General features: G+C 54.7%; 7 protein-coding genes and 3 pseudogenes. 7 read left to right on the forward strand and 3 right to left on the reverse strand.

All coding sequences use genetic code 11. From position 1 onward, the window contains the following. Positions 1-594: 594 nt before the first annotated feature. The gene (locus HU729_RS21825; protein WP_186711526.1) at positions 595-2304 is read left to right on the forward strand and encodes a carboxylesterase family protein; all 1710 of its coding nucleotides are present in this window, start codon (positions 595-597) and stop codon (positions 2302-2304) included. Positions 2305-2680: 376 nt separating this feature from the next. Then, a pseudogene (locus HU729_RS21830) lies at positions 2681-3165 on the forward strand (IS5 family transposase); the annotation flags it as partial. A 612-nt stretch (positions 3166-3777) separates the two neighbouring features. Here HU729_RS21830 and HU729_RS21835 read toward each other — a convergent pair. Further along, positions 3778-4209, reverse strand: a complete 432-nt coding sequence (locus HU729_RS21835) for a hypothetical protein (RefSeq protein WP_186711527.1) — start codon at positions 4207-4209, stop codon at positions 3778-3780. Positions 4210-5121: 912 nt separating this feature from the next. On the opposite strand from HU729_RS21835, the gene HU729_RS21840 reads away from it, so the two are divergent. After that, a complete protein-coding gene (locus HU729_RS21840) occupies positions 5122-6330 on the forward strand; it encodes an EAL domain-containing protein (protein ID WP_186711528.1) in 1209 nt (402 codons plus the stop codon). A gap of 141 nt (positions 6331-6471) precedes the next feature. Further along, entirely contained in the window at positions 6472-7131 is a 660-nt protein-coding gene (locus HU729_RS21845) for a response regulator transcription factor (RefSeq protein ID WP_186711529.1), read from the forward strand. Positions 7132-7201: 70 nt separating this feature from the next. Here the strand turns inward: HU729_RS21845 and HU729_RS21850 are convergent. After that, positions 7202-7761, reverse strand: a pseudogene (locus HU729_RS21850) (IS630 family transposase); the annotation flags it as partial. A 258-nt stretch (positions 7762-8019) separates the two neighbouring features. Between HU729_RS21850 and HU729_RS21855 the strand changes: the two are divergent. Beyond that, positions 8020-9357: a TolC family outer membrane protein gene (locus tag HU729_RS21855; RefSeq protein ID WP_186711530.1), complete on the forward strand. Its 1338-nt coding sequence runs from the start codon at positions 8020-8022 to the stop codon at positions 9355-9357. Positions 9358-10409: 1052 nt separating this feature from the next. Next, a complete protein-coding gene (locus tag HU729_RS21860) occupies positions 10410-10892 on the forward strand; it encodes a hypothetical protein (RefSeq protein ID WP_186711531.1) in 483 nt (160 codons plus the stop codon). Positions 10893-11064: 172 nt separating this feature from the next. Here the strand turns inward: HU729_RS21860 and HU729_RS21865 are convergent. Further along, positions 11065-11540, reverse strand: a pseudogene (locus HU729_RS21865) (IS5 family transposase); the annotation flags it as partial. A 548-nt stretch (positions 11541-12088) separates the two neighbouring features. Between HU729_RS21865 and HU729_RS21870 the strand changes: the two are divergent. After that, on the forward strand, positions 12089-14671 hold the full coding sequence (locus tag HU729_RS21870) for an autotransporter outer membrane beta-barrel domain-containing protein (RefSeq protein ID WP_186711532.1): 2583 nt from the start codon (positions 12089-12091) through the stop codon (positions 14669-14671). Positions 14672-14991 lie beyond the last annotated feature (320 nt).

Genomic DNA, 14991 nt, shown 5'->3' on the forward strand with positions numbered 1-14991 from the left:
CACCTCCTATTTGGGCCTCATTATGAGGCTGGGAGGTGTCTACGAAACCAGGGGCGATTCAGCTCGATTTTGTCACGATACTAAAGTTTTTAGGACTGCTCCTATTTTTCTCTGTGGGCCCCTCTGGCAAAGTAGGTGGGTTTGTATTATTCCAATATGGTCAGCCACTGGGCGCCGGATGGTTAAGTGGAGCGTTCGAAGGCGGTGGCAATGTCAAAATTTCTAGTAGTGTTTTTGCTTTTTTTGCCGGCTGTATATGCGGTAGAGCCTGCGGAGTTAATCTCTGAAGATTGCGAAGATGGCGACAAGTCCCCTGGAAAATGCAATAAAATTACAACTGATGTCAACGAAGACGGTACATGGACCACTTCAATGATAATCCATGGGGATGGTTATCAAGAAAGCTGTATTGTCAAGATGTCACAGGCGGCAAGGGATCAATCGACACCAAAGCCTATAGGTAAAGCGTGTGCACGTATACATTTTTATTCTCCCTACTAGTTTTGGAAAGTTGCTTCCGCTACCCTAAGTCCCATGATCGGGGCCAAGCCCGTAAACCCAGATTTAATTCATTCTAATAAGGTGAAACAATCCATGATCTCTATTTCTCGGGCTTCAGTGGGGATTTTCACGCTACCCCTGATCTTATCGCTGGTTGGGTGTGCCGGCGATTTTTTGCCTAACTCAAGAGCGGCAGATCTGTCGCCAACCCAGCGAGTCACTAGCATCGGCATCGTAAATGGTCTCGATCGCAGCGCCACTACGGGTGTCTACGCCTGGCTTGGTATTCCATATGCGCAGCCACCGGTCGGCGCGCTGCGCTGGATGCCTCCCGCTGATCCTATAGCGTGGGCCGATGTACGTTCTGCGCAACAATTCGGGCACTCGTGTGCGCAGGGCGGCGTGTACTTCAGTCCCGCACCGAATGACGCCCCCTATGGCCTTGTGGTGCGAGACGGTTTCGGCAAAGCGGTGGGAAATGAAGACTGCCTGACACTGAACATATGGAGTCCGGCGGCGGCGAGCGGCCCGCTTCCTGTAATTCTTTTCATACACGGCGGTAGCAACGTTTCCGGTTATTCCGCCGACCCCATCTATGATGGGCAGGTGCTTGCGAAGAAGGCCAATGCGATCGTCGTCACGATCAACTACCGCTTGGGAATTCTTGGCTGGCTCGACATGCCGCAACTCAAGACCGGCAACGCACTCGCGGATTCCGGCAATTTCGCACTGCTCGATCAACAGCAGGCGCTGAAGTTCGTGAAAAACAATATCGCAGCGTTCGGTGGTGATCCAAGCAACATTACGGTCATGGGGCAATCTGCTGGCGCAGTCAATGTTTGGGCTCTGCTTGTTTCGCCGCTTTCTGCTGGGTTATTCCAGAAGGCAGTGCCGTTGAGTGGTGGCCTCTTGAACTCTTCACGGAAGGATGCGCAAAACTACTCGCAGGCGTTGCTGACGGCGATCCTCATTGCCGAAGGCAAGGCGACGGACGCCAAGTCGGCGGGGGCTTGGCTTGCATCGCAGTCGAGTGCGCAGGTTGCCAGGTACCTGCGCGGCATCCCGGCCGACAAGCTTCTCGCGATAATGATTGCGAATCCGCAACTGGGTGATGCGCGCGCGGCAATTGAGGACGGCAACGTCCTGCCGGTGAACTCTGTCGCGGCGCTTGCTGCGGGCCAGTACCAGAAGGTGCCTGTGCTCGCCGGCAATACAAAAGACGAAGGTACGCTATTCGCCAAGTTATTCGGTAAGACCTCAGGTAGTGGTATTTCGGGCTACAAGCCAAGCGACTACGATCGATTCGGCATGCAATTCAATTTCGATCCGAATGCGCCTGGTACGCTGACCGAGGCTGACTTAATCAGCGCTCCCTATCTCCCGGTAACGGCGTTGCCACACGGGTGGAATGCAATGGCTACGCTTGCCACGAACAATATCTTCCTTCGCGCGGCGACACTACCTCTCACGTTACTGGCCGCGCAGCAGCCGGACAAAGTTTGGTACTACCGCTTTGACTGGAATCAGGAGCCTGCTCCGTTTAACAAGGTGTACGGCGCAACACACTCACTGGATTTGCCCTTTATCTTTGGTAGCTTCGGCGCGAACACCTTCTCCTTTGCGTTCAGTGATGCGAACAAAGTGGGGCGTGAAGCACTATCTGGCGCGATGATAGCGAGCGTTGCGGCCTTTGCGAGGACCGGAAACCCGAACACCCCTACGCTCAGTACCACCTGGGCGAATTACCCGAACAAGGTGGTGCTAGATGCGACGCCAACACAGCTGCGCATTAGTGAGCAGTAAGCGATGTGATGTGTTGCTCAATGTGGTAATGCGGGCGATTAGGTACATGTATTGCTGAAGCAGCCTACTGGAATTGATATCGCGGCGGGGCTGGATCGATTCCTCGCTTTTTCTTCTAGGCTCTGTATGAAAAACCTTGATACTCGGTGATGCTGCGTTGAAAACAGCCTGGTGCGCCAGCCCGGTCGGAATGCTCATTTACAACCCGTAAAGTCGAGCGCGACCCCGGCCGTTCCTCGGCTGTTTTCGCCTTGCCTGACCTTCGTCTCAAGGCTTTTCATACAGACCCTAGGATTCTCCGATCAACTCAGCGCAGGCCGTCTGATCTGTGCTGAAATAGCCCCCGTCGAACTGCCCTCTACAAGCCCGCCATCCCATGAGTCAGATGAGCTTTTCCGATTTCGAGTACGCTGGTCAGCTCAAGCAAACCCGTCGCGATCGTTTCCTCCAGGCATAGAGCAGATGGTGCCTTGGAGCGGTTTGGTGGCATTGTTCGAGCCGCATTACCCAAAGGCCGGCAGTGGCCGCAAACCGTACTCAGTGGAAACCATGCTGCGTGTTCAACTGCTGCAGAACTGGTTTTCGCTGAGCGATCCGGCCATGGAAGAAGCATTGTACGAAATCACGTCGATGCGCCAGTTTGCTCGACTGACGCTCAGCGCGCCGATTCCCGAAGACGCGACGATCATGAATTTTCGTCACCTGCTGGAGAAGCATCAGCTCGCGGCAGGGATTCTGGAAACCATCAACAACTACCTGTAAGACAAAGGCCTGTCGTTACGTCAGGGCACCATTGTCAACGCTACCATCATCCACGCGCCCAGTTCGACCAAGAACAAGGAAGGCAAACGCGATCCTGAATGCATCAAACGAAGAAGGGCAACCAGTGCTGTGCGCCACGAACACGGGTCGTATGATCTGTGATGCTGCACCGAAGATGGAAGTAGGTCTTCCGAAGTTTTCAGAGTATTCCTACAGCCACTTCCGGCGCAAAAATCTACCCTCTGCATGCTCGCCCGGCCAGGTGCGTCTACAATGGAGTGTTGAACGGCCAGCAGCTGGTCAGGGTGGGCACCCATTCAACTAGACATCCTGTTCGTTGCCTGCTCCCACTGTTGGCAAGGGCGCTGTAAATTGGGCTCTTTCTGCTGCCGGAAGCTCAGCTAATCGCTGGTCGCAGCGCCCATTTGAGCGGGGTGACATTATTATGGGGTGGGGCGGCGGCGTGAAGATCATATGCGATGAAAACTCGGCCATGCTTTCGGTCGACGCGGCTGGCAAAGCGTTAGAGCAGCCAGGCCATCTTCAGTTATGTATTAGGCTCTGTATGAAAAACCTTGATACTCGGTGATGCTGCGTTGAAAACAGCCTCGGAATGCTCATTTACAACCCGTAAAGTCGAGCGCGACCCCGGCCGTTCCTCGGCTGTTTTCGCCTTGCCTGACTTTCATCTCAAGGCTTTTCATACAGACCCTAGTATTCCTCCCCATTAGGCGCACTTGTCATCAGTGCGGTGGCGATGTTCAAATTGACATTGGCGCTGGACAAAGCGAAACGCAGGACTGTCACACTTACAAGCTCGGCAAGGCGTACATGCCACTCCAAAAAGTCAGGATTTTGCGCTTCGTGGCAGATGACGACAGGAAGATTTGACGAGAGGCATTGCGGCTTAAGTTCAAGCAGCAATGCAGGCAAGGCCAGCCCCTCGTAACAATCCGCTGAGATCGTGCTTACCACGACGTCAAACCGTCGTGTGGCGAGTACGCAGGCTGCCATCCTCAAAGGAGGTCCGACGTGCGCCTCGTAAATAAAAGATGGGTCGTAGTTGATGCCATCAACATTTCCCACAACAAGTACCTGTGGCAAGGCGCTGCATGGCTCTGTCTGCATCAGATTCGATGACATGGTATCTGTCCGCACAAGTAGTGATGTCTCACACTGTAAGTGGGAGGGGAGGGGGAGCCTATCGGAATGAGATTAAAAACTGCTCGCTCGAAATCTCACCATGAAGCATCTTGGATCGTATTGGCCGTGCCAGAACCGGTCTGGGCAGCGCTGTGTGGCCCGGCCTTGAGCCTGACCTTCGTTAATCTAGCTGTCGATGCTAGAACCAACTGGTCCAATGCGGTAGGGGCGCTAACCAATCGTTGCGTCCAATGAGTCGCGTCTTCCATGTGGCCATCTCAACAGCAGCCAGATCACAGTCAGATTACCCTATAGTTCCGCGATAGCTGCTCGCTAAACTATGTTGCCCGGAAAGTAGCGGATGGCCTCGTGTTCCTTGAACGAAAGTTCAGTAGGCCAATTATCCTATAGTTATCCTACGGATTCGGCCAACAGCAGCAAGGCCTGACTCACATCGAGCCTTGGATGTCGAGCAATTGACTGCCTTGGGGCTTCCATGAGGGCATCCGTTGAGGCGCCAGCGGCAACATTGGCCAGGCTGCTGCCGAGGCAGATGACAGGCGTAAGAGGCATCATTGCTAAGTTGCAAGGGTTGGGCGGAGAAGGGGCAGTGAAATCAATATTGTTCGCCGCTGCCTCGTTTGTGGTGTGACTTTTGTGTTGTCTTGCGCCCCACGATACTCCACATACTCCGAACGCTATATGTTTCGAGCGGCAAAACAGGCGCAGGGCGTCATCTGATGAGGATTTTGGGAGTAGTCCTATAGAGTACAGTTGTTGTGTGCTGGTTGAATACATGGTCACAGCAATGATCAAGTGATCTCAAAATTGGAAAATTCGCCACCCCCCCAAGCGCTTACTTCCCGAGTCAGTCTGGTCGTATTAAGCAACCATGAACAATATGTGCGACGCATGAGTGACCGGCTCAGCGGTATTGATTTTTTCAATGTCGAGTATGTCGACTCGTTGAGTAGTCTGCGTCTGCGCGAGCAACCTATTGATATTATCATCGCCGAAATCCATGCCGATCAAGCTGACAGTTTGATGCTGCCGTGTTGGCTCCGCGAGCTTTCCGCCTCTGGCCGGTTACGCAGAATTCCGCATATTATCTGGACGGTACTAAACGACGCGCCTGATAGTACGACTTCTCAGGTCGCGGGCATCGAGCATGATCGGATGGAGGTGATCAATGGTATTTCCAGCATAGCCTTGGCCTCGCATACTCGTTTGACTAGAGCCTCGGGCATCCGGGTCGAGATCGTCGCCGAGAATCATCCAACTCAATTACTGCGGGTACTTGAAAAATTTGCCTGCACAGAACACCCAGCCCCCCCGCAGTCGCAGTCTGACAGGTTAGAGCTCATGCTCAGTGAAGATGAGGTCGTTTCAGCGATTGCTACAGGGAGCGACTTGCGTGTGGTGCTGCAGCCGCAGTACGACCTGGCAAGCTGCCGGATGGTCGGTGCAGAAGCCCTGATACGTTGGCGACATCCGCACCACGGCGACATACCCTTGACGATCCTGATCCCCATGGTCGACCGGCTAGGGCTGGACCTGTTGCTGTTCAGCTATATTGAGAAGACGGTAATCGAGATCCTTGTCGCACTTGATCGACTGGGCATAGCGATTCCCATAGCTATCAACGCATCCGCCCGCACGCTGTGTGCTGCTGGGCTGGCAGCCCGACTCGCGGCCAAGATGCACAAGGCCGGGTTGCCCACTCGGCGCTTGAAGATCGAGTTAACCGAGCAAATGACCTCTGACAACGAGCTGGCTCTGTCGGCATCTATTATGGCACTACGGGCAAAGGGCTTCCTGATTTCGCTCGGCGACTTCAGTGCTGGCGCCGCAACCCTGGCTCTGCTTGCACGTATACCGTTCGATGAAATGAAAATAGATGAAAAGTCAGTCAGGGCAGCGGGGCAATTTCCACAATCGAGCGAGATCGTTTCCGGTATCGTCAGCCTTGCTCGTTTTTTCAACCTGAATCTCGTAGCGGGGGGCATTGAGGATTCAGCCAGCATTGAGCTGCTCAATCGCTTGGGTTGCAGTACCGGCCAAGGATTTGCTCTGGCACACCCGCTGGAGCAGAATGACTTCCTGAATCTCGTTGCGCGATAACGGAGGGTTGTAGCCTTTGCGCAAATGTTGCAGGAACGGTGTCTTTGTACCTGCACGATTTTTCGATCGGATCCGGTATCAGCTACTCTCATGAGTTAGTCTTGGAGTCGACTGGTCCATACTGAGTATCGTCTTACAGCCATGAAGCTTATACGTGTTGCATTGCTCGACGATCATGCGGTCGTTCGCCAGGGTCTTGTCAGTCACCTTGGCGACGTCCCTGGTATAACAATCGTTGGGGCATATAAAAGTAGCCGTGAACTGATGCGCAGCATGTCTGCGGCACCAGCCGATGTACTTTTGCTGGACTTCGTTCTCGGCCGCGACGAGCTCGATGGGGTATCGCTGATCCGAGTTTTGCGGGTGCGCTTCCCCGCCTGCCGAATACTGGTGCTGTCAAGTCATCACGATTCGGCTACCGTATCGCTGGCGCTGAGGGTTGGAGCGCGCGGGTTCATTGGCAAGCATGAGGACCTGTTGGGGCTCGCCAAGGCGATCCGGATGATTGCCTCTGGGGGCATCTACTTGAGTGCAGAAATTTCTTACAAAATGGCCGACGCCATCCATCAGTGTAAAGAAGCCCCCCAGCTGATTAGCGACAATGATCTGCAGTTTGCTGCGTTGTCGGCGCGCGAACGGGAGGTGATCCGCTGTTATCTCGACGGCATGACAATCACTGAGATTGCCGATAAATTTAATCGCAGTATAAAGACCATCAGCACACAGAAAGCCAACGCGTTCCGCAAACTAGGGGTAACTTCCAACAATGGCCTGTTCAAGATCATGAGGGCTCTGGAGTAGCCTGCATGATTGTGATGCTCCTCCGTGAGGTCCCATGCTCTCGCGTGCCATGGCCTCTCGGGCACCCTGGATCTATGGCGGCGAACAACGTTAGCGTGCCGTGTCGGACATAGTCATGGGTTTGCGTGCGTTGCAGCGCTTGAACCTGAATCTTTTCATCGCAGCAGAGCACCAACGCCTTATCCGATGGTGCCAGGTGCAGGCCAATAACGTCCCAGAATTTTTCTTCGAACTGCGGATCGTTGGACTGCTTGAGGTGCAGGTGAGGTGTAGCTTGATGCCGTTGGCAGCCCAGATCCGCTGAACACTGGCAGGAGAAATACCAGCGACACGCGCATGCTACGGCAGCTCCAGGGTGGCTGACCGATGCGCGGTTGAGTGACCTGCTCAAGCGTTCGCTGCAAGGCTTCGGCAGGCAATGAAGGCTTGCGGCCTCGCCCCGGCAAATTTACCAAACCCTGAAGACGCAGTGCTTGAAACTGCTTGCACCAGCGGGTGACAGAAACCATGGAGAGGCCAGTCAACTCAGCAATTTTATTATGTGAATGACCTTGAGCGGCCAGCAAAATTACACGTGCTCGACGGCCATCACTGTTCATCGTCACTGAGTACGATGTCTTGAGAATTCATCGCTCCACTCCCGCGTCCTTGTCCGACCAAAGAAGCGTAGCTCAAATGGGATACTTATTTTTGAGACAGAACACTAGTGTCCTGTCTCGGAAATACGTTCTCTTTTGACGAGTGGCAATGCCGACCGGGCGCCCAAGAGGCAGCCCGACGACAACGGAAATTTCGGACCACTCCTAAAGATCTTTATTGTGCGAGCCGCCAGCATCCGCCTAACCCTTACGTGTGATTCGACACAATATCTTTCTCGGGACCAGTAAAATGCGTGCGTCACTGTTCACCGCTCTTCCTTTCGCTCTCGCTGCCTCTTTCACTCAAGCACAAACCTTGCCCGAAGCCATGCAGAAGGCCCTCGAGGTCCATCCGGAAATCCAGGCCGGCGTGAACGCCCGCACGGCTGCGGACTATCAGCTGCGCGCCGCCCAAGGCGGCTATTTACCGCGACTCGACCTGACCGCCGGCTATGGCCGTGAGGGTAGCGACAGCCCGAGCACCCGTAATCGCTGGGAGACCCTGAACCGTGGTGAGTCGGCCATCCGCCTGCGGCAGATGGTCTTCGACGGCTTCGCCACCTCCAGCGAGGTCGGCCGTCAACAGGCGACCGTCAATTCCCGCGCCTACTCCCTGCTGGGGACCTCCGAGCGCACCGCGCTGACCGTCGCCCAGGTCTACCTGGACGTACTGTCGCGCCGCGAGATGGTGCGCTTGGCCGAAGGCAGCCTGCGCAACCACGAGCGCATCCTCGACCAGATCAAGCTGCGCACCAACCGCGGCGTAGGCCGCCTGGCCGACCTCAACCAGGCTGAGGCGCGCCTGGCCCAGGCCCGCAACAACCTTATCACCGAGCAGACCAACTTGGCCGACGCCAACACGAACTACCTGAGCGTCGTCGGACAAATCCCCGACGAGTTAAGCACGCCCGCGCCATTTGTCGACCTGCTGCCGGCCACCCTCGATGAGGCTCGCCACCAACTGGTCGAGCAAAGCCCGATCCTGCGCTCGGCCGAGTCGGACATCGCCGCCGCCGAGAAACAATACGAAGCCGCAAAGTCTGCGTTCTATCCACGTTTCGATGCTGAACTCGGACGAACGGCCGATAACAACCTCGACGGCACCGTCGGCCACAACAACGAGTGGCAGGCCATGCTGCGTATGAACTTCAACCTGTATGCCGGCGGCAGCAACAAAGCCGACCTGGAGTCAAAGTCGTCCCTGGCCAACCAGGCCCTGGACATTCGTAACAACGTCTTACGCCAGCTCAATGAGGAGTTAGGCTTGGCATGGAATGCTCTGGAGAACGCCAACGCCCAGGTGCCGATCGCCCAGCAGTACGTCGATCACAGCAACCGCGTGCGCAGCGCTTACCAGCAGCAGTTCGGCCTGGGCGAGCGAACCCTGCTCGACCTGCTCGACAGCGAGAATGAAACTTTCGCCGCCCAGCGTCGTTTAGTAGAGGTGAAAAACACACAAATATTTACCCAGTATCGAATCAAGGCGGCCATTGGTCAGTTGCTCAAGAGCCAGGGGGTCGTAGCACCGATGGCGTCCGTTGTGCAGAACGATCTGAAACCCAAGGTGGCCCTGCCAAGCATGAACTGAGTGGTACATCTTAGCCGTCCATTTAAATCCGTTTTAAGAAATAGTGGTTTGTTACCATAAATCGGAGACCCAATGATGGTGATAGAAGTTTTGATGGTGTGATTGTACTGTCCGTTAGTGTCTAAATTATATTGGAGCTATTCGCCGGTGCTGGCATAGGTCGTTGCGGCGTCATTGAGCTTGATTGAATGCTCTCTCATTATTGATATTGGTGATAAAAGAGTCGCGTTAAACTAATTGCTGAGATCAGTGGTGGGTTAATTTCCAGGCTTTAGTTCTGGTGGGCTAGCATCTGTCTATCAATTGTTAGGGTGGAAGTCGATGGGGGATTGATGTGCTGCCGTCTGCGGAGTTGGCGAGAGTAGACGCTATGCTGCATTCGTCTTGTTCTTGTTAATGATGGAGTTAAATTCTCGAGAGCCCACAATGAGGGTTATGGCCGTTTTGCAGGTGATACGTATTTAAGGGCGGCAGGCGATATGCTTGCGAAATGGACTGTTCGCCCTATGAACCTGGTAGCGCGATGTAGGGGGTAGTTATCCTGGGTACGCCAATTGCTAGCGCATAGAAAATTTCCCAGCGTATTTAAGTGGGTTGGAAATTTAGCTTTCCTGCATCAGTGCAGCCAATTTAAATGCTGCCTGAGGATGTCGGGCTTGCTTTGCGCAGCAGGGCTGGAGCTGCCCATATCATGATACGCGACTTGTCGCAAAGGTAGATGGAGCTCTATATCGGGTAAAGAGTATTTTTCAAACTTCTGTAAAGGTACATGTTTGTTTGGATTTAGGCTGGGCTGGTAGTCGCGATCGCGTATCTGGTAACGCTTGGATGGGTTGAAGGTTTTAACTGTTATTACCCTGCGGCAATCCCTTAGGTGGCTTCTAGAGGGTGTTAGTGACCGGAAAAGTTTACGGTAAGTACGGCGAACTACCATCTGTCTGTGCTCCAACTCCAGTAGCGTTATGCATCAGGGCCCCCAAGCCAAGTCCCACGCAGGACTTAGTCAATTGAGGAATACGTTTTAGCGTCCGACCAAGCGAAGGAGTAACCACATGATGAAATCCCTAGATCAGATGAAGGCTGACATGACTACAACCAGCGATGTGGGGCGTGCCTTATTGGCTGGTTCTCTGGTTGAGGTGGTCGAGCGTTCGAAGGTGAGAAATAGCTTACTGCACGCTCTAGGCGGAATTGAACGGCAAGTTTGGGTGGACCTCCTGCGCGTAGCTGAAGCCCGTGCCGATACCTTTGCAAGCAGTGCGCTGCAGTACGGTGATCTTTCACAGGCTGAATACGACGAACTAGCCGAGCACATACGCAAACGTGTAACTGCCCGCCATGCACTGCTAAAGGAGAGATTTGGCAGTCAGCAACCGATCTTTGATACAGATCAGTGGTACTATATGGGCCGCGCGGCGTTTAACGCGGGCCAGCCGCTCAGTATGTGCACAAGCCATCCAGTCGAGGCTGCTTTTCAGTGGTCGAAAGGATGGCGCGCCGCACAAGCCGACAACCTAACTGAGGGCGGCTACTGAGTCGATACAACCTGGCGTGATCATGTTTTGGATCAAGGCAACAAGCCTTGCAGCACAGCACTCCTCCATCGACGACCTCGGTAGACCGTCGATGGAGGAGGGCCGATCAAGTCAGCACGGGCCGCCTGACCTGTGCTGAAATAGCCCACCGTCCAACTGCCCTCTACAAGCCGCTGGCGTTACCACCTGAGAGCGTGAAGTGGAGTGGGATGCCGCGGGCATCACTGATCATGTGAATTTTCGTCGTCAACCCGCCCCGGCTTCGTCCAAGTGCGTGGTCCGTTGGTTCTTCAGCCCCCCTTTTTTGCCTGCTCCGGCAGAGGCACGGGTAGCCCTCAGGGTGGTTGAGTCGATGCACCAGGTGGTCAAGTCAATCTGGCCCTGTGCATTGAGTTTGAGGTGTAACCGCTTGAGCATCTTGTTGAAGGTTCCTTGGTTTCGCCAGTCTCGAAATCGTTGATAGACCGTCGACCAAGGCCCGAATCGTTCAGGTATATCCCGCCAGGTTGCACCAGAGCACAGCACCTACAACACGCCGTTGAGCATCAAGCGATCATCGACTCTTGGGCGTCCTGTACGTCGATGTGCGGTGAAGAGGTCCGCGACTATTTCCCATTCTGCGTCGGAAAGTTCGTATCGCTTGGACATGGCAGAATCCTTCGCCTAAAAAGCGAGAACTCTACGGAAAATAAGGCCTCCAGAGGCTCCGGTGAGGTTTCAAAGGTTTTCATACAGAACCTAGACATGACTTGACGGTCACGATCGTGAATCTGGTAACTGTCAGATCAAGTCACTCCAAGTATTGCGCCAGGCCAATGGCAACAGAAAAGTCAGATCACTCCTAAATATTTTTCTTACCAATCTAGCCATCATCCTCTCTGGATCGCTTCATGTCGCTTGGGCTGTCTGCAATTGGCGGTGTGCAGCCTTGACTCCTCAACGAGTATCTGGATTTTTGGGGCATTACTGAAAATGGCGCGGACTGGATTGATAGACGCTAAGTCCGGAAAGGTTGTTGAACAGATAGCAACCAATCTGTTTTCAGTTGAAGTGACCTGCATCGTGAAGAATTCATTAAGCTAGTATGGCATGAAATCTTATTGTCAGTCAGAGAACAATCTGATTATCGAGTTGACGTTGGGGGAAGTGCTGTCCGATGTAATTGACGGTGCCAATCGTAGTGCATGGAGTTACAGATGAAGCGTAAACCGTTTGAAAAAAAACTATTGACCATGATCGTCGGGGCAATCAGCACCCAAGCTTTGGCCATCGAAGTGGATATCGGTCAAGGCAAGACCACTTGGATCGGCGAGGAGTTCAAAGAGTCATTGACCCTCACCGGAACACTGACTCAGCCCGTGAACTTGACCGCCAGCCAAGGCACGAGCAATTGGAGGGGGGTGAGTGTCGCCGATACCAGGATCCAGGGCTCCCTGATCAATCGTGCTGACATTGTGCTGGATGCTCAGGGCCGCTCCATTCGAGCGTTTGCCGTGGATCCGGTTGTGTCTCTGGCAGCTACACCAGGCACCAGCACCATCACCGGTGACGTGATCCAGGCAGGAAAAATCATCACGAACAACGGGGGTTATGAAGGTCTTGAAATCGGCGGTACCACCATCGGTGGAAGTGTCATCAACTCCGGTACTATCCAATCCACACAACCAACATCCGGATCTCTGAGCGGAGGCGATGGCATATACCTGCATGGCGCCACAGTGGCGGGTGATGTTTCCAACACCGGTGTGATTGCAATGGTAGGGGATGACGCCCTCGGCATAGCGCTGGATCGACGCGGCACGCTGCAGACCAATATTGGTGGCAAGATCCTCAACTCCGGGACCTTGTTGGTAATGGGCAAAGACGCCTGGGCCTTTGAGGTTGAAACCAACACCACTCCCTTGAGAATTGAGAACAGCGGTCTGATTTCAGCCAATGGCTCAGACGCCAAAGGCAGCGCATTTTTCGACGGCACCGTCGACTATATCCTCAACACCGGTACGATCGAAGCCAAAGGCCAAAACGCCAGAGCCTTCGACTTCCAGGGCGCAACCTTCATCCAGAACAGCGCAACCGGATCCCGTGGCATCGTCAACCGCGGCACCATCAGTGCCGACGGCACGGCCATTTTTGTCGACGCTGTCGAGCAAACGTCCGCCTTCGAAATCAACCAGCAAGCCGGCGAAATCCGCAGTAACTCCGGCACAGCCATCGATGCGGGCCACCTGGCCACCCTGAACTGGACCGGCGGCAAAGTCGTCGGCGACGTGCTCAACGTCAACGCCGTGAACATCGCTGGCCAGGCCGACTTTACCGGCAACCGCATCATCGCCTCGGTGTCGATCAACGCAGGCTCCTTGAACCTTTCGGCTCCCGGCACCACCCTCGTTGGTGACCTTAATGTTGCCAGTGGTGCTGGCATTGATATGCGCCTGGCCAACAGCGTCGTGCCAACCGCGCCGTACCTGACGGTCAACGGCGCAGCGAATTTCGCTCAGGCTTCGACGTTGACGTTGAGTGCCAATCCAGGTGACTTCACCGCCGTGCCAAGCGGCATCGAATACACCCTGCTGCAAGCCAGCAGTGTGCAGAACAACGGCCTGTCGGTGGGCAGTACTTCGTCGTTGCTGGAGGTGTTCGGTTATTCGTCCGATACACAGACGGTCAAGGCCGTGGTGGGCTTGAAGAGCAATCAACAGGTGCAAGAGGCGCTGACCAACGTCGGCGCCACTGAACAGGTCGTCACTGCAATCAACGAAGTGAAAAATGACGTGCTTGGGCAACTGGGCGCAGATGATCCTGTGTTCAAGGCCCTGGCCAACGCTGGCACGGCGCGGCAGTTGGCGCAGATCGGTGATCAACTCAAGCCGGATGTAAACCGTGGTGCGTTGGATGTAGCGTTGTCAGGCCAGACAGTGATCAATGGCGCGATCCTCAATCGCTTCACCGGCCAGCGCGACAACCGCGAAGCCGCTGGCGTGTGGCTGCAAGGCTTGAGCAGCAACATGGATCAGGTGAGTCGTGGCGGCAACAGCGGTTATTCGGGCAGCAGTAGCGCAATGGTGGTGGGTGTGGATGGCCGGTTAAATAACAGCATCACAGTGGGCGCAGCATACAGCTACCTCAATTCCAATATCCATTCGGATTTGGGCAACAAGACCGAAGTCCAGGGCAACGCGCTATCGCTATATGGCAACTGGTCGCCGCAGAACTGGTTTGTCGACGCCAGCTTGAGCTACGGCCATAACGACAACGACAGCAAGCGCCATGTGGTCGGAACCACGGCCAAGGGCAGTTACGGCAGCGATGTGTTGTCGGTCAGCGTGCTGGGCGGCTACACCTTCAAGCTTTCGAACGCGCTACTGATTGAGCCGCGACTGGCGGCACGTTATTCCAGCGTGCGCATGGACGGCTTCAGCGAGAAGGGCTCTTCAGCGGCGCTGAGCACCGGTTCGCAACGTTATGAAGTGGGCGAGTTGGGCGCCGGTTTGCGTCTGGCGGCCAACCTGCCGTTGTCCACAGGCAGTCTGCAACCGGAAGCAGCCTTGATGGCCTATCACGACCTGATGGGCGATCGCGTGGCGCAGACCTCCAGCTTTGTGATGGGCGGGTCGGCATTCACCGTCACGGGCGCTTCGGTGGCTCGCGAAAGTTACGAAGCCAGCCTGGGCCTGAATTATCAGGTGTCGGTGCTGACGGTGGGTGCCAACTACACCCGTCAGGCTCGCAGCGGGTTTGATGCCGATGGTTTGATCATTAAGGCGCGATACGCGTTTTAGCCGTCAATCGGGCGCCTTGCGACCTCCAACTTCTTGAGCTCATTGCGATGCCGCTGGATCAGCTCTAGGGTCTGTATGAAAAGCCTTGAGACGAAGGTCAGGCAAGGCGAAAACAGCCGAGGAAGCGGAGTTTACGGGTTGTAAATGAGCATTCCGAGGCTGTTTTCAACGCAGCATCACCGAGTATCAAGGTTTTTCATACAGAGCCTAGGGAAGCTCCGACCACTACATACAGCCTGGCGTGATCATGTTTTGAATCAGGGTAACAAGCCTTCCAGCTCAGCACTCCCCCATCGACGACCTCGGTAGACCGTCGATGG

This window comes from Pseudomonas sp. RW10S2, from assembly GCF_014268985.1.
Classification (GTDB): Bacteria; Pseudomonadota; Gammaproteobacteria; order Pseudomonadales; family Pseudomonadaceae; genus Aquipseudomonas; species Aquipseudomonas wayambapalatensis.

What these genes read in the sequence shown, in the direction of transcription:
- HU729_RS21860 (WP_186711531.1), top strand. Translation starts at nt 10,410, where the DNA reads ATGATGAAATCCCTAGATCAGATGAAGGCTGACATGACTACAACCAGC.
- HU729_RS21840 (WP_186711528.1), top strand. Translation starts at nt 5,122, where the DNA reads ATGAGTGACCGGCTCAGCGGTATTGATTTTTTCAATGTCGAGTATGTC.
- HU729_RS21870 (WP_186711532.1), top strand. Translation starts at nt 12,089, where the DNA reads ATGAAGCGTAAACCGTTTGAAAAAAAACTATTGACCATGATCGTCGGG.
- HU729_RS21855 (WP_186711530.1), top strand. Translation starts at nt 8,020, where the DNA reads ATGCGTGCGTCACTGTTCACCGCTCTTCCTTTCGCTCTCGCTGCCTCT.
- HU729_RS21835 (WP_186711527.1), bottom strand. Translation starts at nt 4,209, where the DNA reads ATGTCATCGAATCTGATGCAGACAGAGCCATGCAGCGCCTTGCCACAG.
- HU729_RS21845 (WP_186711529.1), top strand. Translation starts at nt 6,472, where the DNA reads ATGAAGCTTATACGTGTTGCATTGCTCGACGATCATGCGGTCGTTCGC.
- HU729_RS21825 (WP_186711526.1), top strand. Translation starts at nt 595, where the DNA reads ATGATCTCTATTTCTCGGGCTTCAGTGGGGATTTTCACGCTACCCCTG.